Genomic DNA, 17,036 nt, shown 5'->3' with positions numbered 1-17,036 from the left:
GAACTAATTGGACTGAGCTAGCCGGATGGCAATGACATCTTCTGTCGCACAGACTCCGATCGCACGAAAAATTTCAACCAATGCCGTCATCCGAACCGTGTTCGCGAACGGATCGATCTCTCGCGCCGATATTGCCAAGCTGACCGGCTTGTCAAAGCAGACGATTTCCGATGTCGTGCGCGACCTCGAGGATGACGGATGGCTGAAACCAGTCGGGCAGACTGATGGTCGCCCGGGCCGGAATGCGATCACCTATGAAATCAATGCCAGGGCGGGACTGGCCGTCTCTATCGATCTCGGGAGCACCAAGATTGCTGCGGCTATTTGCGATCTGTTAGGGAATGTGGTTGCTGAAACCAAAGTATCCACCGATCCGCGCGGCGGAATGCATCTCGTCAATCAGTTCAGTGATCTTATCGTGGAACTCGCACTTGCGGCCGGGACGACTGCCGACAAACTTCGTCTCGTCGTTCTCGGCAGTCCCGGTGTGCTCGATCCGGCCACCGGACATATCAACGTAGCGCCAAGCATCCCCGGCATCGACGCAATAAATCTGCGGCAAGTCTTCAGCGACAGAATGGGGATACCCGTGATCGTTGAAAATGACGTCAACCTGGCCGCGCAAGGGGAGAAATGGCGGGGACACGGTGTCGAAACCAGCAATTTTGCTTTCGTTGCTCTCGGCACGGGCGTCGGCATGGGCATCATCGCCAACGGAACTCTGTTGCGCGGCGCGCGTGGGGCGGCCGGTGAAATCGCCTATCTTCCGATCGGTGGAGATGCTTTTGATCCTGGTGGATTTACGCTTGGAACCTTTGAGAGTGCGGTCGGCAGCGTCGCTATGTTGCGCCGCTACGTCGGTTTCGGCGGGCGTAATGCATCCACCGTGGCCGATCTCTTCGCCGCGTTTAATGCGGGAGAAACAAGCGCCGTGGCCGCAATCGAAGAGACGGCAAGGCTGGTCGCAGTCGCCATTGCTGCGATCGGAGCGGCACTCGATCCTGAACTGGTAATCACCGGTGGCAGCATCGGCGCAAGACCGGAACTCGTAAACGCCATCCGCGGTTTCCTGCCGCGTTGCACACCTTATCCGCCGCGGATCGAGATCAGTCGCTTTGGGAACCGGGCCGCCCTCATGGGAGGAATGGGAATCGCGGTCGAGCGCATGCATGACGATCTATTTGGGGTAAAATTGAGGGAAGTTTGAAGAGTGTGTGCCTTAGGAAGCGAAACCGGCCAACGTGACAGCGCGGCCACTTGAGAAGCGCTGGAAATGCGCTAGATTTTCGATCATGATAACAGCAACGCAGATACGCGGCGCGCGCGCCATGATCGGAATGAGCATCGAAGAGCTCGCCGCCGCTAGCGGGCTGCCGGTCGAGACCGTGACAGCGCTGGAAAACGGCGAATTCGCGGGCGAGCCGCACGCGCTGTTCGATGTGCGCAGCACGCTCGAGGCGAACGGCATTATCTTCCTGTCGAGCGGCAATCAGGATGAAGGCGGCCCCGGCATCCGGTTACGCGCACGCAGTTCCAGCGATGACGGCATCCGACCGGAAAACCTCAACGCCGCCAACGACGACTGACGGAACCAATCGGTCGCCCGAGCGTTTTGCTGTCCCATAACATATCGGGGGCAATCTCTTGAATCGCAGCAATGGTCTCTACGTCATCATCGGCGTTCTTGTCGTCGCCGTCATCGGCCTCGGCGCCTATATTTTCCACGAGGAAAACAAGCCGCAGGGGATCGAGATGAGCATCGGTAAGAACGGTGTCTCGATCGAACAGAACTGATCTTCAAAGATAGGTTTTTGCAAGGTCGGCGAGTTTGCCGCCGTCCTTCACGCCCTGCCTGTAGAGCTGAATGATGACCGCACCAATCCGCTCGGCCTCCGGCGTCGTTTTGACGAGGCCGCGTTCATCGCAGACCTTGTCGAGCACTTGTGAAAGCAGATCGAGATCTTCCGAAAATAGCGGTAAATCATGCGGATGAATTGATGACCGTAACATCATGCCGCAATCCTCCGAGGGCAAACGCATCCACGCTTGGATCGCCGGCCGCCCTCCGCAACCGTCATGAAGTCATTATGCGCGAGGGCCTGAACTTTAGCAACTGCGCAAATTCCCGTGGGACAAAATTTGGAACAAAATTTTGTCCCACGCGTTGTGGCCGCGTTTTGTAGCAGGAATCCATGAGTGCAGATGTGAGTGAAAAACGCTTTCCCTCCCCCGTCCGGGTCGTTTCTCCAAACAGCAGCCTGATCGTTTCCACCGTCTGGGAGGCCGCCGAATATCTGAAACGGTGGCCGAGCAAGCGTGGGCGCGATTATCGAGTTGCGCGCCAGCACTGCCTGGATGCGCTCGACGGATTGTGCAGCCCGCGCGCAGCACAGACTTCCTTTATCACGGCAGCGAAAACGGCAGGATTGCTGGTGTAACAGGGGTTAGCTGTTGCGGCCGCCCGCGGCGACTCGTTGGGGATGGATGGAGCCTTCCATGATCACCTTGGCAGTAATCTCAATCACCCGCTCCTCGGCGAGTTCGGCAAGCGCGAGGGCGACATCGCCTTCCGACCAGCCGGCTTTGACGGCCTCGTCCGACAGTGCCTGGAACGCGCTGGCGAGGCTCTGCCTGCAAGTTAGATTGTGCTTCATATCCGCCATGCGCTCGACTAGGCTATCTGTGATCGGGATAATGTTAATCTACACATATTCGCGAGAATGCGAAGAGGTTTCAGATTTTTTTCAATCCAAAATTGGGTTGATAACTTCAAAACTGGGTATAGCCTTAACAAAAGGCAACAAATACCGCCTCCCCCACTGAGGGAGTACCAAAAAGAACTAAAGGATTTATTTGCGATGCACTCTCAAAGAGTATTTCATCGCCTTATTTATTTTAAATGGTCGACGCGGCCGGAGCCGATGCAGCGGCCCCTTGGGCCACGAGAATGCGGAAAACCCGAATGCGGCCCGTTTTCAGCATCTTCTCGGCACCCTGTCAATCAGCTTCGGGATCCCGATGGAGCGGGCGTCGGGCGCGTTGGAGGATGTCGCGCGCAGTCGGTACAGCCAAACGGCGGGCGCTCCCTTAGCCTAAGTAGCCGCGAACGCCTTCGGTGTTAATCACCTTAATACCACAACGACACCACACTCCCGTCAAAGTCCGCCCTACCATTGCGGTGGCGGCTCACTTCTTCAGATTTTCAGGAGGTAAAATGTCTATCGAACTAGACGCGACTACCTATGTACACGCCAAGCCGGCGACAGCCCATTCCTATATTTTGCCGGCCGTTGTCGATGTTCTCGAGAACAGTTTCCAGGAGGCAAATGAAACGGCAGTCTTCGACCTCGGTTGTGGCACCGGCGGTGCTGCCGCCGTGCTTGCGGAAAAAGGCTATGACGTCGTCGGTGTCGATCCCTCCCAGGACGGCATCGCGAAAGCGAGAACGGCCCACCCTGATCTTTCGCTGGAAATCGGTTCCGGTTACGAAGATCTTTCCAGCCGGTATGGAACCTTCGATGCGGTCATCAGTCTCGAGGTGGTGGAGCATGTCTATGATCCCAAGGCCTTCTCGACCACCATTTACGATCTGGTGAAGCCTGGCGGCATCGCGGTCGTATCGACGCCTTTCCACGGCTACTGGAAAAATCTGGCTCTGGCCGTGAGCGGAAAGATGGACGACCATTTTATGCCCCTCAAGGACCATGGCCATATCAAATTCTGGTCTCCCGAAACGCTCAGCACGCTGCTGGTCGAAACTGGCTTCGAAGACGTCGAATTCGAATATGTCGGAAGAATTCCGTTGCTGGCGAAATCGATGATCGCGATCGCTCAGAAACCGCACTGAAGGCGGCCCCAAGGCCCGCCGCCGTTTGCAATGGCGGCGCTATAGCTCGCCTGCAACATGAACAAATGACATTGTCGTTCGGGACGTTCGGTTCCCGTTTCAGCATTTCTGCCTATGTCTCGTTCCGTTTCCGCCGCTAGCGGGACGCAAAAAAATGAGATTCTGACTGGGATTTCAAGGGGATAAATGGTCGGGGCGACTGGACTCGAACCAGCGACCCCTTGACCCCCAGTCAAGTGCGCTACCGGGCTGCGCTACGCCCCGACCTGCCGAAACGGCTTGCTTCGTTTAGTTTTTCAGCGCGTGCAATGCAAGCGGAAAAACTTCGCCTCCAACAAAAAGGAAGCGGTTTGCCTGAATGCTCAGATCGGGGCGAGCTTCAGCCGGCCTTCGGCGGTCTGGCGGGGCTGCCATGCCTGGTAGTTGGCGATCGAAAAATGCGGTGTTTCGAAAGGTGTGGCGTGGGTTTCGGTGATGACGGCAACACCGGCGCCGGCAGCTTCGCCGGCGAGAATGCCGGCGACCGCATCTTCGAAGACCAGGCATTTTTTCGGATCGACGCCGAGGCGGCTTGCGCCGAGCAGATATCCTTCGGGGCTGGGCTTGCCTGATTTGACCTCCTGGCCGCTGACGATGACCTTCGGCATCGGGATGCCGGCGGCGGCCATGCGGCGCCTGGCAAGCTCGATCGGCGCCGAAGTGACGATTGCCCACCTGCCCTCGGCGATGGCGGAGAGGAAGCGGACGGCGCCTGGGATCTCGACGATGCCGGAGACATCCTGCATTTCCTCGGCGAGCAGCAGATCCGCCTCGTGGGCCGGATCGACGCCGGGCAGGCCGAGCCCGCGGATAACGTCGGAGGCGCGGATGCCATGGATCGTCTTCAGGAAGACCTCCGGCTCGAAGCCGTGGCGTCTTGCCCATTCGCTCCAGACGCGTTCGACAACGGCAATGGAATTCAGCAGCGTTCCGTCCATATCGAAAAGGAAGGCATCGTAGGACCTGTCGAGGATGTCATGGAGAGCGGGCACGGGCGTTTCCTTGCGGGTCCACAGCGCGCCGCTCGTCTTTGAAGACGCGCAAAGGACGCTGGGACATTTTGAAGCTAAGCAGGCGAGTAACGGAGAGCGGCGGCAGCGTCAACGTCAGTCGTTGACGTCGGGATGCGTGACGTTTCTAACGTCGGCCAGACCGCGGGCAGCATCGCGGCTGCCAGTCGCAGCAGCGGCTTCGAAGATGCGGGTCGCATCGCCGTACATTTTGAGATTGAGATAGCAGTAGCCGCGCAGAACCATCAGGTCGATACGCTCCTGCTGCAGTTGGGCGCGCTGATCGAGGTAGATGAGGGTTTCGCGATAACGACCGGCGTCAAAGGCTGAAAGCGCACGGTCGGCGAGGATCGTCACCTGAAGCTCGGCGGCACGCTGGCGGTTTTGCGGCGCCTTGGTGGCTGCGACGGCGGCATTGCCGGAGAGGCCGGCGCGGAGATAAGCGAGGCTCTGGCCGTAGGCTGCGTCTTCACGGACCTTGCGGGCCGGGCTTCGCAATGCCGCCTCGAAGGCCGAGACTGCCTCCATCGGCCGGTTGATATCCATCAGGCACCAGCCGCGCGACAGCGCGTCGGCCGGGCTGAGCTGTCCCGCATCGATTGTCGTCGAGCAGCCGCGCGTCTGGCGCCGACCACGCGGAACGGTCATCGTCTCCATTGCCGGCCCCGCCGCGCGAACGACCACTTCCGACCCCGGCTGCAGGGTGACGCGGCGCTCGGCCGGAAGTGGCTCCGTCGGGGGACGCTGCGTCGGTTGAGCCGGTTGCTGTACGGCAAGCGCCTCCTTCCCCGGCGGCGACGGGACGGCATTCGGCGTCAGGGAGGAGGTGTCTTCGAGATTGGTGATCCGGCTCGACCGGCCGGCCCAGGCGCGCTGGAGGTCGAGCACGCCCTTGCGGTCGCTCAGCTGCTCGCGGGTGATGACAAGGCCATAGGCGGACGGTTCGTCATCTGCTTTCCAGGCAAGCGCCGTCTCGAACCACCGTGCAGCGGTCTGGAACTGGTTGAGGGAGCGGGCATACCAGCCGAACTGCTGCGCCGTCGGTACGTATTTCCGAGCGATGACCTCGGCGGCAATGCGATGCAGCACGTCTTCGGCCAAATCGGCCGGCGGCTGCAACGCCATCAGGTTGGCGGTGGCGGCGAGATAGGTTGATGTCGCATCCTCGGAATCGGCACGCCAGCGGAACATCACGTCCTCGGCTTCCTCAGGCGCCTTGCGGGCAATCAGCGCCAGCGCCAGCCCCTGCGAAGCGGCCGCCGAATCTTGCTTGGCTCGGGCGGCGCGGAACCACTTCTCGGCATCGGCATCATTGTTGCGGCGAAGCTGGTACCAGCCGAGCAGCAGCGCATCGGAGGCAAGCCCCCCAGTCTCGGCGAGTTTTTCGAGGCGGGCGACATAATCGGGCGCGATGGCGAGATTCGGATCGTCATTGCCCTCGGCCATGAATCGTCGGGCGAGGTTGTCGCGGATCGCATCGAATTCCTTGCTGCCGTCGGCGGCAGGCCTCTCCAGCGTGAGCAGTGCCTGCATCGGCTGGTAGCCGAGCAGCGTCGAGGCCTTTTCGACCGTCGCCTGCCGCTCGGCGGGATTGGTGCAATTCTTCAGGATATAGGTGTAGGCATCCTGGCCGCGCTTCGCCCTCTCCGTCTGGATGAAGGCTTCGGCGACGCGCCAGAGAACATCGACCTCGCTGCAGGTGAGCAGGCTCGGTGTTGCGGCGGCAATATCGACCACCGTCGCATATTGCTTGAGGTCCGACGCGTTGACGAGGCGGGCACGGGCCTCGGCGACGTCGAGCCGGTCGAGCAGATCGGCCGGCGGCTGCCATCCGGCATCGGCTGCCTGGCGGTCGGCGACCGCCTTGCGCAGCTCCGCATAGCGGCCATCGGAATAGAGTTGCCACATGGCCTCGAGCCGTTTGTCGCCATTCTGCGGCACGGCGAGCGGATCGGCCGGCGGAACCCAGTTCGGGTAGAGCGCCTGAAGGCGGGAGATTTCGGCTTGCAGGCGCACCTTGTCGCCGCGGCTGGCGAAATAACGAAGCGCGCTTTCATCAACGGTAGGCTGCGGCGGCGCGGCGGCCTGTGGTGGAGCCTGCGGCTCGGAAACGATGGGGGGCGTGACCGGCGCCGGCTGGACGGCCGTCTGAGGTGCCACAGGTTGCGATGCTACGGGCGGCGAGCCTGCAGGCCGCTGTGCTGCGGCATTCGGCACGGGTGTATCAGGTGTCGACGGCGACGGGGATGTGATCGCCTCGATCTTGTCGGCCACCAGCTGCGCATTGAATTGGGGATTGCCGGCGGAAGCATCAGTCGGCTTGATGCGGCCCATCATCATCAGTTCCGGCGCCGGCTTGGCGGCAGATCCAAGGCCGAACCTTTCCTGCAGAGCGGCACGATCTTTCAGCCCGGTGACGAGTGTCGCCACCACGACTGCCGCTGATACCGCCACGAGAGAAGACTTCACAGACACTCCGGATGCTTCTCCCCGATATAGGCCAGTCCCAGCAGCTGAAGCGTGGACGGATAATAGAGTGCGGGCGCAAATTGCAGGGCCGAGCCCGGCAGCTTGGTCCCGTCGAGTACACAGGCCACAACATCGTTAACAATTCGATAACCGGGGTCCGGCAGCACGGTCTTCGGCCGGCCGGTGGTCAGATCGATGGTCGCGGGAACACCGTCTTTCGACATCCCCTGCTGCAGACGGGTCAGCAGGGCCTTGTCGGTGACGCCGCCGCGAACGAGATAGAGCGGGATGCGGATGGCGTTATAGGCGAATTCGGCGTCGAAACCCTGCGCAGGCTGCGGTTGGCCGCTGAGACTGACCCATTCGGCGGGAAGCTTGCGCGGGCCGAACTGCATCGTCTTCAGCAGCGCCACGCCATCTTCCGACAGTTGTTTCCAGGCATCCGACGGAGCGAGCGCCGCCATCACCGGGATAGCCTCGTAAATCCAGTAGGACGGGTTGACGACGGGACCGTCGTCACGGTCGGTGCCGGTAAACCCCTCGCTTCCCGGCAAGAGGAGCGTCCGGTCGGCCGAGCGCACAACGGTTTCGGCAAGCAGCGCCTGCGCCATGCGGGAGGCGGCGAGAATATAGTCCTCGCGTTTCCACGCCGTGCCGGCCAGCGCCAGCGCATAGGCGATCAGCATGTCGCCATCCGAGGCATTGTTGGTATCGGTGACGTGCGGCTTGACGTTCGGATCCCATTTCCAGACGGCCAGGCCATCGTCGCGCAGCAGCAGTTCGGTGCGGGTAAAATACCAGATCTGCTCGAAATCGGCGGGGCTTGCAGCGAGATAAGCGAGCAGCATGCCGTAGCCCTGCCCTTCGCTATGGCTGATATTGCCGTTGCCGTTATCGACGATGCGGCCGGTCGCATCGAGAAACTTCGCCTTGTAGGCCGACCATGCGCCGGCATTGATCATCGCCTGCTGCGCAACGGCGGGCGTTCCCGCGGGAGCGAGCGCGACCGATGCTGCAAACAGGAGCGCGCGTAACCGTCTCATTTCGACCGACCCAACCTTTTGAGCATGCTCGAGGTGGTGATGCCGATCAGCAGAACAAAGACGACCAGCAGGAAGGCATAGGAGAGGATATTCGTCGACAGCCAGTTGGCGGCGATCAGGCGGTAATTGGCGATCGACCACGGGGTGGACGGCACGAAATCAAAGCGGGTGACGGGCACGGTGTCGATCTTGCCTGTCTTGCTCGAATAGGTGGTGATGTGGCCTGATATCTGCGGCCAGTTCAATTGCTCGGTCAGGACCTCGAGCCCCGCGCGCAAATCCTTCGCCGACGGCGCCGTCACCACCGTCCATGAGCCCGCTCCCGCGGGGCTGGAGCCCTGGGCAACCATAAGCGTGGCGGCGTTGGGCGGGGTAAAGATCTCCTCGGCGCCGGGAACGAATTGCAGCGAACTGCGGGAGATATCGAAATTGCGCGACAGCCACTCGCGGAAAGCCGTGATCCGGCTGCGCAGGACACCGCCGCTGACCTTGGAGTTCCACTCTTCGAAGGCCGTACCGGTGTCGACGACGCCCGCCTGCGTTTCGACGACGGGGCGCCACGAGGCCTGGCTCGCCGTAGAGATATTGGTCTGCGTCAGCGCAGTTGCCGGCATCTGCGAGATGGAACCGATGAAGATGGCGTCGCGATCGCCGATCATGTTCGGCGAGGCGACGGTTTCGACGGCGATCGGATGGCCGGCCGTAATCGCCATCTGGCCGAGCAACGTGGCGGCGGCCGAAAGTGTGTCGGCATCGACGCGGTCGATAAAGAGCGGCGTCGGCTCCGTGGCCCGACCATAGGGATAGGCGGTGCCGGCCATTGCCGCCAGATTCGGACGCTGGCCGACGCGGGCGAAATCCGGAATCTCCAGCTCTGATGTATCGAACAGGGCAAAGCGCGGGGTGGCGCCGGCGGTCGCGCCCGGCGCGCAGGCGGCATCGTCCTTGGTCATCAGGATCGCCTCGATCGCCACCGAATTGAGACCTGGCTTGAAGTGCCGCATCGTCACGCGGATCGGCAGATGGCGGAGAATACCGCCAGTGGTCGTGGTGATCGGCACGGTGGAGGCGATGTTGTCGTTGACGTAGATATCGATGTGGCTGCCGGGCAGCACGTTGTCAGTATAGGCGGCGTCGAGCAGCACCTTCGCCTCGCCATAGGCATTGGCATAAAAATCCGCCGGCACGGCAATATTGAAGCTCGTACGCAACCGCCGGCCGGAGAATTCGGTGGTCTTCACACCGAGCTGAGACAGGGCGATATTCGTATCGGAAAAGACCAGCGGCGCGTTCGGCGCGCTCCAGCGCTCGGTGGTCAGCACGTCGCGGCGAACATCCGAGGACCGGTCTGTCGGCGAGACGATGGTATCGATCGCCGAGGAGACCGCCTGCCAGGAGGGGCCGCTGATCAGAAGTAGCGGCGAGCCGCTGCGCGGGTCGGTGACGAAAGCGGCGAGTGCCGCACTTTCGGCGCCGGGCGGCAGGCCAGGAAAGAGCGGCCGCAGTTCCGCCGCGGTGCCGACGAGCACACTGAGCTTGCCAGGGCCGGCGGCCGGAAGCGAAGCGGTGCTGAAGGCAAAGATCTGGTTCGGCATGCTGCTCAGCACCGACAGGCCCTGCGCCAGCCGCAGCAGCGGCTTGGTGGTTCCCGGCTGCTCCAACGCGGGGACAACGATGTCGAACTCCGTCTTGCCGGCGCCGTCAACGCCGATGGCGCGGATTGCGTCGGCGCTCGCCAGCTGGGAAACGTCCATGCCGGCAAAGCTCAGATAGGTCCCGGCCGGATCGATATTCGACCACAGTTCATAAGTGGATTGAATGCTGCAATCGGTTCGGTGGCGCTGGCCGGCTTCGAAGGTGACGAGATTGGCGCCCGGCTGCAGCAGACCAGTTGGAACCTCGAAGGTGACGGTCGAAGGGCCATCCGGTGAGCCGACGCGCTGCTGGCCGATCGGGCGATTGTTGAGATAGACGGTCAGCGCCGAGGCCTCAGGCGCGACGACGATCGAATTCTGGTAGGCGAAAGTGAAGCTTGCCTTGGCCGCCGCCTGCTCCGGTGTCAGATAAATAGACCATGACCGGCGATCGTATTCACCGCCGAGGCCGAGTTTCGAAAAGGGCACGACAAAGCGACGGACATCGCCGGCACGCGGCGGCGCAGCGCTGTTTGCCGCCGCTGCTGGCTGGAGCGCGGGTGGCTGCGACTGCGGTGACTGGACGGCGATCGGCGGAGGAACGGGAGCAGGAGCAGGAGCAGCCGGGGTTGCAGGTGCGGGTAAGACGGAAACCGGAGACGCGGTGGCTGCGGACGGCGTGGGCGGCGTCAACCTCGGGGTAACGGGCGCACCGGGCGGCCGTTCGCCGGACATGTCGAAGGGTGCCGTCTGCGCCTGGGCGAAGGCGGAAACATTCAGCAGGAGAAGCGAGGCGGCGACGATCCTTCTCATCCGGCGTTGACCTTTGCCGCCTGCTGCTGGGCTTCTCGCTCCGGCCGCATGCTGCGGAAGAAGTAAACGAGGCCGCGGCTCGTCTGGTAGAACGACATGCCGAGAAACCAGATGGTGCCGCGGATTAGGCCCGGATTGCGGCGGCGCGAGGCCTGGAACTGGGTCCACTGATCGGAATTGGCAAACATCAGATCGGCGATCAGGCGATGGTCGAGCGCGCTTTTCGGCACATACTGGCAACCGACATTGCTGATGTCGCCCGACGGCTCGATGTTGCGGACGATGAGCGGCAGGGTTTCCAGATCCGCGCCGCTATAGGGACGGAAGCGAATTTCGCCGACGGCGCCGACCAGCATCTCGTCGAGATGCTTGTTGAAGATGTGCAGTCTTGCGCCATGGACGGAAACATCCTCGATCGAGGCCGTATACCACTTGCCGTTGGCGCCGAATTCGCAGCGCCGGTTGACGCGGACGCGACGGGACGAGGCGCGCTCGCCGCGCTCCGACACGACACCAAGTGCGCAGCCGGCCATGATCAGATTGATGAGATTCCATCCGCCGACGACGAGCGTGACGTCGGCCTTATAGGGCTCGGCGTAGATCTTGTAGATGGTGATGATGAGCGCGACGATCTGCACCGCAAAGATGACGAAGAACGGGCGGCTGATCTCCGACAGACGGCTGACGGCGATCGATTCGTCTTTGGCGGTGACCTTGAAGGTCGGCTTCCTCGGATTGAGCATGACGGAGACGACAGCCGGCAGCAGATGCACGGTCTGGACATATTCGTAGAGCTCGGAAATCCAGGGCCAGCGAAACGACCCGTAGAGGTAGTTCTGCATCATCAGATTCACGAGCATATAGGCGAGCGTATAGGCAAGGAACTCGCCGCCGGAGGCGGTGAAGATCTCCAGATCGAAGAACAGGTAGAAGAGCGGCGCAAACAGGAAGATCGTGCGCGGGAACGGGAAGAGCCAGAAAAGCGTGGAGGACATGTAGCAGAAGCGCTGCGGGATCGTCAGGCCGCGCTTCAGCAGCGGGAAGCGGAAACGCAGGATCTGCATCATGCCCTGCGCCCAGCGGCTGCGCTGGCCGATGAAGCTTGCAAAGGTGGCCGGCTGCAGGCCGGCGATCAGCGGCTTGTCGACATAGATGCTGTTCCAGCCGCTGCCATGGAGCGCCAGCGCCGTCTCGCAATCCTCCGTGATGCTGATGCCGCTGAAGCCGTTCTGGGATTCGAGCGCCCTGCGGCTCAGAACCGCGGCCGAGCCGCAGAAGAAGGCGGCGTTCCACTTATCGAGGCCGCGCTGGATGATGCCGTAGAACATCTCGTTCTCGCTCGGCATTTTGTCGAAGGTGCGCAGGTTGCGCTCCAGCGGGTCGGGATTGATGAAGAAGTGCGGGGTCTGGACAAGGAAAAGCTTCGGATCGTCCTCGAAGTAACCGACGGTCTCGAGCAGGAAATCGCGGGCCGGCGCGTGGTCGGCATCGAAGACGGCAATGAGTTCGCCGGTCGAAAGTTTCATGGCGTTGTTGAGATTGCCGGCCTTGGCATGCTCGTTGCGGTCGCGCGTGAGGTAGCTGACGTCGAGATCGTCGCAGAGCTGCTTCAGCTCGATATGGCGGGCAGCAGCAGCCTGGGCTTCGAGCAGCTTCCCGGAGTTGCGCTTCTGCAAGGTGCCGCCGTCGTCGAGCAGCCAGACATGCAACTTCTCGGCCGGATAATCCATGGCCTTGGCGGCGGCCAGCGTATTTCCCAGCAGGCCGGCATCCTCGTTGTAGGATGGCACGAAGACGTCGACATGAGGGAAACGCTCATTCTTGGCGGCACGCGAGGGGCGCGACGGCAGCGGCGTCGCGACGATGAAGAGGCTGAGAGCCAGCATCGCAACGCTATACATTTCGGCAAGATAGAGCAGCAGGCCGGGAATGAAATTCTCAGGCTGGTTCAGAGGCGGCAGCGTATTGGTGGTGCGCCAGTAAACATAGCGCAACACGATCGATGTGCCGAAGGCGAGCGCCACCAGGCGCCACGTCCCCTCGCCCTTCAGCACCTTGATCAGCGCCATCACAGTCACGACCGTGATGCTGGTGATGAGCTGGGTCTGCAGGTTGACCGGCAACGTGATCAGCACGATCATGCAGAGCGAAACCACGGCCCATATGATGACACTGCGGGCTTTGCGCATTGACGTTCCTTCGAAATTGCTCAACCGGGGCACCAACTGGCGCCCGCGGGCATGCATGCTCTATCTCCGGCAGGCAGCCGTCATGGCCGCGTCGCCTATGCAGTCCGGCGAAGGCACGGTGACGCCGATCGCCCTTACCGATTGTTCGATTGGCGCGGCGGCCGCATCCGGCCTTGCGCTCGTCTGCGGCGGCTCGCCCGGCAGCGGCACGCGCGGGCCGATGGGTGCAGGCACCGATGCGACGCCTTGAGCCGGTTGCGAGGTCGAGGCGCTGCGAACGGCAGCTGCCCGCGGCCGGCTGACTATGGCCGGCGCCGGCTCGTAGCCGATCGGCATCGGGCTGGCGCGATAACCGCCCTTGTCGGGATAGATCGGCTCGCCGGTGCGTCCGAGCGCACCGTCGGCGGACGGCGGATTGCCGTAAGGGTTCCAGACCACGCCATCGAAGGTGCCTGATATGGTGTAACCATAGACGATGCCGAGCAGCTGGCGCTCGCTCGCCCTCGCATCGCAAAGGCGCAGGCGCAGCTGGATCATGCCGAAATTGCGCGCCTGGGTATTGGCAGCAGTGCTCGAGCGGATCTGCTGCCAGGCATAGACGCAGGTGTCGCCGGCCCGGCTGCGGCCGGAGGCGTAACCGAAGGGGCCATAGGCGTTCTGCAGGAAGGTCGCCGACGTCGCCATCGGCACGCTAGGGGCCGAACGGGCCACCTCGCGGGCAATGCCGCTCTCGTTGATCATGCTGAAGCCCGCATTGCCGGTGCCGGGGTTGGCCCCGGAGGCGCCGAAGAACTGGACCTTCAGGAAATTCTGACCAGGCACGGAGGATGACGTAAACAGCGAGATCGTCTGCTCGACGCCGTTTCCACGCTTGCGCTCGACAACACTGACGATCGACGGACCGCCCGGCGGCGGCAGGACCAGCGCTTTTTCCGGCGCCACGGTTTCCGGCCCGGAAGGCTGGCGCACACCGCCCGTCGATGTGCAGCCGGCCATCATGCCAGCCACCGCCACCAGCGATATCGTCTTCCGCAAGCGCATGTCTCGAGCCGCAATCGCCTTTTCAGATATCCATTCGCAAACCGAAACGCGACGGACCTTCGAATCAACGACCACCTGGCCGTTCATCCGACATAAATCGCCTACATGGTTAACGAAGAGTAAAGAACCGGCCGCTGATGTCACCGGACGAACTCTCACTGAACGTTATTCGGACAACTCAACCCAATGATGTGGAAATCAATTTAGCAGCAACTTAATTGCTTTGATTGCGCCTGTCTTCCGCTGGGCGAAAAGCCCGTGGGGAACTATGCCGCATGGCCGGCGTTGCCTTGATGTCTGGGGTAGGAAAAGGAGAACATCCCATGCGCAAGACCATGCTGGCTGCGGCCGCCATACTGACCATCAGCTCCGCCGCCTTCGCGCAGAGCACCGTCATCGTCACAGATCCCGCACCGACCGGCTCCGTCGTATTGCCCGGCGAAGTGCGCACCTATGTGATGGAGCAAAACACGCCGTCCGTCGTCTATGACGGCGATATCGTGGTTGGCACGACGCTGCCCGATACCGTCGAAGTGCACACCGTGCCTGACATGGACGGTTACGGCTATACAGTCGTCAATGAGCGGCGCGTTATCGTCGAGCCGAAGACCCACCGTATCATCCAGGTGCTGGAATAACACGATCGGGAATTGTGGACGTGCGGCCGTATTCCGGCTTCACGTCCGCTCGTCTCCCACCCTCGCCGGTACATTCAAAAGTTCGCGGATCTTATGAGCCAGCTGCTCCAGGCTGAAGGGCTTGGCGAGCAGGGAAACGCCGTGATCGAGCACACCATTGTGGACGATGGCATTGCGGGTGTAACCCGTGGTGTAAAGGATCCGGATCGTCGGCCATTTTTCCTGGACGACATCGGCAAGCTGGCGTCCGCTCATCTGCGGCATGACGATATCGGTGAAGATCAAATCGACTGCCGGATTTTCTTCGAGCAACAGAAGCGCCTCTATGCCGCTTGCCGCCTGCAATACGGTGTAACCGAGTTCATGCAGGCTTTCGGCCGTCATGGTGCGGACGTGCTCGTCGTCTTCCACCACCAGGATCGTATCATTGACGCTGCCGTGAGGAATCGGCTGGGTGCCGGCGGCGCCCGACCGGGCGTCCGTCGCGCCGACATGACGGGGAAGATAGATCTTCACCGTCGTGCCCCTGTCGATCTCTGAATAGATCTTGATGTGGCCGCCGCTCTGCTTGATGTAGCCGTAAACCTGGCTGAGGCCGAGGCCGGTGCCTTTGCCGGGTCCCTTGGTCGTATAGAAAGGGTCGAAGGCGCGCTCGATCACCTCCGGCGACATGCCGGTGCCAGTGTCAGTTATGCTGACCATTACATATTGGCCCGCCTCGACCTCCGAATGCATGCGCGAATATCGCTCGTCGAGTTCGGTATTGGCGGTCTCGATCGTCAGATTTCCGCCGCCCGGCATAGCGTCGCGAGCGTTGACGGCAAGGTTCAGGATGGCATTCTCGAGCTGGCTCAAATCGGCAAAGCTCGGCCACAGACCGCCGGCAAGCACGGTCTCGATCCGGATCTGCTCACCGAGCGTGCGCCGCAATAGCTCAGACATGCCGCCGACCAGCTTGTTAAGGTCGATCACCTCAGGGGCGAGCGGCTGCTGGCGCGAGAAAGCGAGAAGACGCGCGGTCAGTACCGCCGCCCTCTGCGCGCCGTCTTTGGCATTCTGGATGGAGTAAAGCAGGCGGGGATCCTCGCTGCCGCTCAGGCGCCGCTGGGCGAGGTCGAGGTTGCCGATGATGATCGCCAACATGTTGTTGAAGTCATGAGCGACGCCGCCGGTCAGCTGACCAATCGTCTCCATCTTCTGCAACTGGCGGACCTGCGCCTGAGCGGCGGCATTCTCTTCCATCTCGTGCCTGAGCTCGGCAGTGCGCTGGACGACTGTCTCTTCGAGGCGCGTGTTGAAGCTGTTGAGCTCACTGCGAAGGCGGCTCTGCCGCTCATGTGCGATAATGATCATCTCCATCAGGCCGACGATGATCGCGGCATTGACGAGATAAGTGGAAAGACCGACCCATTGCCCGGCGCTGACCGGCCAGAAGATGTTGTGCGGCTCGACGAAAAACTGCTGGACGATGAAAGCGGCAAGCAAGGCCGCAACCAGACCCGGCCCGGCCCCGCCTATGAAACTCGCCAGCAATATCGCCGGAAGGAAGCTGAGGAAGGGAAAGCCGGAGAGAGTGTCGCTGGCGGCAAGCCTCAGAAGAAAGGTCAGGCCAACGAAGGCAACGGCCAGCGGATAGGTAAAACCCGGCCTGTGACGCAGCCAATCCGTGGCACTCAGCAAATCCATTCGACACCCCTTCTTACAGCGCCGCCATGTCTTTTCAGACGCGCATAGGACGCTGTAACACTTTGGATTACTGCATAATTTTATCCATAGATCGATTCCGATTTAAGGAATTATGCAGTCGCCGTTGCGGAGACGGCATCCCAGCTTTTGCACATCAAATTTCACCGGGCAATATGCTGTTTCTTGCAGTGCCGGGCACGACGTCTTGACGAGCGGTGCAAGCGGTCCACATAAATCTCCATGCCCGGCGAGGGGAAATGGGTGGACGGGATCATGAAAGACATATTCATCGTCGAAGACGACGCGCTGATTGCCATGCTGCTCGAGGACATGCTTGCCGATCTGGGTTACCGGGTCTGCGCCAGCGCGCCCGATCTGGAGCGGGCGCTGGCAACCGCCAGGGATACGGAGTTCGACGCTGCAATCCTCGACGTCTCGCTTGCCGGGCAGAGTTCGCTGCCGGTCGCAAAGCTGCTCGACGAACGCGGCAAACCCTATCTCTACGCGACGGGATATGGCACTGCACCTGATGGCAGCAGCCCAAGCACGTTGCCCGTGCTGCAAAAACCCTTCCAGCTCAGCGAACTCGAACAGGCGATGAAGCGGCTTACCGAAGCCTGAGCTCCT

General features: G+C 61.6%; 16 protein-coding genes and 1 tRNA gene. 7 read left to right on the top strand and 10 right to left on the bottom strand.

Annotated elements, in window-relative coordinates; genetic code table 11:
- Nucleotides 1-25 precede the first annotated feature (25 nt).
- The 3 genes from ACD590_RS06810 (at nucleotide 26) to ACD590_RS06800 (ending at nucleotide 1,794) form a co-directional block, all read left to right on the top strand.
- Nucleotides 26-1,207 carry an ROK family transcriptional regulator gene (locus tag ACD590_RS06810; protein WP_130728968.1) on the top strand — a complete coding sequence of 394 codons (1,182 nt, stop codon included), beginning with the start codon at nucleotides 26-28 and terminating at the stop codon, nucleotides 1,205-1,207.
- 85 nt (nucleotides 1,208-1,292) lie between these two features.
- The gene (locus ACD590_RS06805; protein ID WP_018241542.1) at nucleotides 1,293-1,586 is read left to right on the top strand and encodes a helix-turn-helix domain-containing protein; all 294 of its coding nucleotides are present in this window, start codon (nucleotides 1,293-1,295) and stop codon (nucleotides 1,584-1,586) included.
- Nucleotides 1,587-1,644: 58 nt separating this feature from the next.
- The gene (locus tag ACD590_RS06800; RefSeq protein ID WP_018241541.1) at nucleotides 1,645-1,794 is read left to right on the top strand and encodes a hypothetical protein; all 150 of its coding nucleotides are present in this window, start codon (nucleotides 1,645-1,647) and stop codon (nucleotides 1,792-1,794) included.
- A 3-nt stretch (nucleotides 1,795-1,797) separates the two neighbouring features.
- On the opposite strand, the gene ACD590_RS06795 is transcribed toward ACD590_RS06800, so the two are convergent.
- Nucleotides 1,798-2,013 carry a hypothetical protein gene (locus ACD590_RS06795; protein ID WP_018069423.1) on the bottom strand — a complete coding sequence of 72 codons (216 nt, stop codon included), beginning with the start codon at nucleotides 2,011-2,013 and terminating at the stop codon, nucleotides 1,798-1,800.
- 179 nt (nucleotides 2,014-2,192) lie between these two features.
- Here ACD590_RS06795 and ACD590_RS06790 point away from each other — a divergent pair, with 179 nt between their 5' ends.
- On the top strand, nucleotides 2,193-2,438 hold the full coding sequence (locus tag ACD590_RS06790) for a DUF982 domain-containing protein (RefSeq protein ID WP_018241540.1): 246 nt from the start codon (nucleotides 2,193-2,195) through the stop codon (nucleotides 2,436-2,438).
- A gap of 6 nt (nucleotides 2,439-2,444) precedes the next feature.
- On the opposite strand, the gene ACD590_RS06785 is transcribed toward ACD590_RS06790, so the two are convergent.
- Entirely contained in the window at nucleotides 2,445-2,663 is a 219-nt protein-coding gene (locus ACD590_RS06785; protein ID WP_018447490.1) for a hypothetical protein, read from the bottom strand.
- Between the two features lie 551 nt (nucleotides 2,664-3,214).
- Here ACD590_RS06785 and ACD590_RS06780 point away from each other — a divergent pair.
- Nucleotides 3,215-3,847, top strand: coding sequence for a class I SAM-dependent methyltransferase (locus ACD590_RS06780; protein ID WP_018241538.1), 633 nt, complete (start codon nucleotides 3,215-3,217; stop codon nucleotides 3,845-3,847).
- A 187-nt stretch (nucleotides 3,848-4,034) separates the two neighbouring features.
- Here ACD590_RS06780 and ACD590_RS06775 read toward each other — a convergent pair.
- From ACD590_RS06775 to bcsN, 7 genes are all read right to left on the bottom strand, one after another.
- Nucleotides 4,035-4,111: transfer RNA gene (locus ACD590_RS06775), tRNA-Pro, on the bottom strand.
- A gap of 98 nt (nucleotides 4,112-4,209) precedes the next feature.
- Nucleotides 4,210-4,878, bottom strand: coding sequence for an HAD-IA family hydrolase (locus ACD590_RS06770; RefSeq protein WP_247265928.1), 669 nt, complete (start codon nucleotides 4,876-4,878; stop codon nucleotides 4,210-4,212).
- A 114-nt stretch (nucleotides 4,879-4,992) separates the two neighbouring features.
- Complete coding sequence (locus tag ACD590_RS06765; protein WP_439002335.1) at nucleotides 4,993-7,365, bottom strand: cellulose synthase; 2,373 nt, start codon at nucleotides 7,363-7,365, stop codon at nucleotides 4,993-4,995.
- Nucleotides 7,362-8,408: a glycosyl hydrolase family 8 gene (locus ACD590_RS06760; RefSeq protein WP_028733641.1), complete on the bottom strand. Its 1,047-nt coding sequence runs from the start codon at nucleotides 8,406-8,408 to the stop codon at nucleotides 7,362-7,364. The genes ACD590_RS06765 and ACD590_RS06760 overlap by 4 nt, the downstream gene beginning before the upstream one ends.
- Nucleotides 8,405-10,855 (bottom strand): cellulose biosynthesis cyclic di-GMP-binding regulatory protein BcsB, encoded by a 2,451-nt coding sequence (locus tag ACD590_RS06755; protein WP_439002334.1) that lies wholly within the window; start codon nucleotides 10,853-10,855, stop codon nucleotides 8,405-8,407. Before ACD590_RS06755 ends, ACD590_RS06760 begins: the two co-directional genes overlap by 4 nt.
- Nucleotides 10,852-13,044, bottom strand: a complete 2,193-nt coding sequence (gene bcsA / locus ACD590_RS06750; protein ID WP_130652159.1) for a UDP-forming cellulose synthase catalytic subunit — start codon at nucleotides 13,042-13,044, stop codon at nucleotides 10,852-10,854. The genes ACD590_RS06755 and bcsA overlap by 4 nt, the downstream gene beginning before the upstream one ends.
- Before the next feature lie 60 nt (nucleotides 13,045-13,104).
- On the bottom strand, nucleotides 13,105-14,085 hold the full coding sequence (gene bcsN / locus ACD590_RS06745; RefSeq protein WP_047621649.1) for a cellulose biosynthesis protein BcsN: 981 nt from the start codon (nucleotides 14,083-14,085) through the stop codon (nucleotides 13,105-13,107).
- 323 nt (nucleotides 14,086-14,408) lie between these two features.
- On the opposite strand from bcsN, the gene ACD590_RS06740 reads away from it, so the two are divergent.
- Complete coding sequence (locus tag ACD590_RS06740; RefSeq protein ID WP_018070485.1) at nucleotides 14,409-14,723, top strand: DUF1236 domain-containing protein; 315 nt, start codon at nucleotides 14,409-14,411, stop codon at nucleotides 14,721-14,723.
- Between the two features lie 39 nt (nucleotides 14,724-14,762).
- Here ACD590_RS06740 and ACD590_RS06735 read toward each other — a convergent pair whose 3' ends face one another.
- Nucleotides 14,763-16,409, bottom strand: a complete 1,647-nt coding sequence (locus ACD590_RS06735; protein ID WP_018447483.1) for an ATP-binding protein — start codon at nucleotides 16,407-16,409, stop codon at nucleotides 14,763-14,765.
- A gap of 273 nt (nucleotides 16,410-16,682) precedes the next feature.
- On the opposite strand from ACD590_RS06735, the gene ACD590_RS06730 reads away from it, so the two are divergent.
- Nucleotides 16,683-17,030, top strand: a complete 348-nt coding sequence (locus ACD590_RS06730; RefSeq protein ID WP_018447482.1) for a response regulator — start codon at nucleotides 16,683-16,685, stop codon at nucleotides 17,028-17,030.
- The last annotated feature ends 6 nt before the right edge of the window (nucleotides 17,031-17,036 follow it).

Source organism: Rhizobium sp. 862_C5_N1_2, assembly GCF_051811205.1.
GTDB lineage: Bacteria > Pseudomonadota > Alphaproteobacteria > Rhizobiales > Rhizobiaceae > Rhizobium > Rhizobium leguminosarum.
The sequence above is the reverse complement of the archived record's forward strand: the minus strand, read 5'-3'. Positions and strand labels throughout refer to the sequence as shown.

Coding starts and splice junctions, on each gene's coding strand:
- ACD590_RS06740 (WP_018070485.1), top strand. CDS start 14,409: ATGCGCAAGACCATGCTGGCTGCGGCCGCCATACTGACCATCAGCTCC.
- ACD590_RS06790 (WP_018241540.1), top strand. CDS start 2,193: ATGAGTGCAGATGTGAGTGAAAAACGCTTTCCCTCCCCCGTCCGGGTC.
- ACD590_RS06795 (WP_018069423.1), bottom strand. CDS start 2,013: ATGATGTTACGGTCATCAATTCATCCGCATGATTTACCGCTATTTTCG.
- ACD590_RS06785 (WP_018447490.1), bottom strand. CDS start 2,663: ATGGCGGATATGAAGCACAATCTAACTTGCAGGCAGAGCCTCGCCAGC.
- ACD590_RS06805 (WP_018241542.1), top strand. CDS start 1,293: ATGATAACAGCAACGCAGATACGCGGCGCGCGCGCCATGATCGGAATG.
- ACD590_RS06730 (WP_018447482.1), top strand. CDS start 16,683: ATGAAAGACATATTCATCGTCGAAGACGACGCGCTGATTGCCATGCTG.
- ACD590_RS06735 (WP_018447483.1), bottom strand. CDS start 16,409: ATGGATTTGCTGAGTGCCACGGATTGGCTGCGTCACAGGCCGGGTTTT.
- bcsN (WP_047621649.1), bottom strand. CDS start 14,085: ATGCGCTTGCGGAAGACGATATCGCTGGTGGCGGTGGCTGGCATGATG.
- ACD590_RS06755 (WP_439002334.1), bottom strand. CDS start 10,855: ATGAGAAGGATCGTCGCCGCCTCGCTTCTCCTGCTGAATGTTTCCGCC.
- ACD590_RS06780 (WP_018241538.1), top strand. CDS start 3,215: ATGTCTATCGAACTAGACGCGACTACCTATGTACACGCCAAGCCGGCG.
- bcsA (WP_130652159.1), bottom strand. CDS start 13,044: ATGCGCAAAGCCCGCAGTGTCATCATATGGGCCGTGGTTTCGCTCTGC.
- ACD590_RS06760 (WP_028733641.1), bottom strand. CDS start 8,408: ATGAGACGGTTACGCGCGCTCCTGTTTGCAGCATCGGTCGCGCTCGCT.
- ACD590_RS06810 (WP_130728968.1), top strand. CDS start 26: ATGGCAATGACATCTTCTGTCGCACAGACTCCGATCGCACGAAAAATT.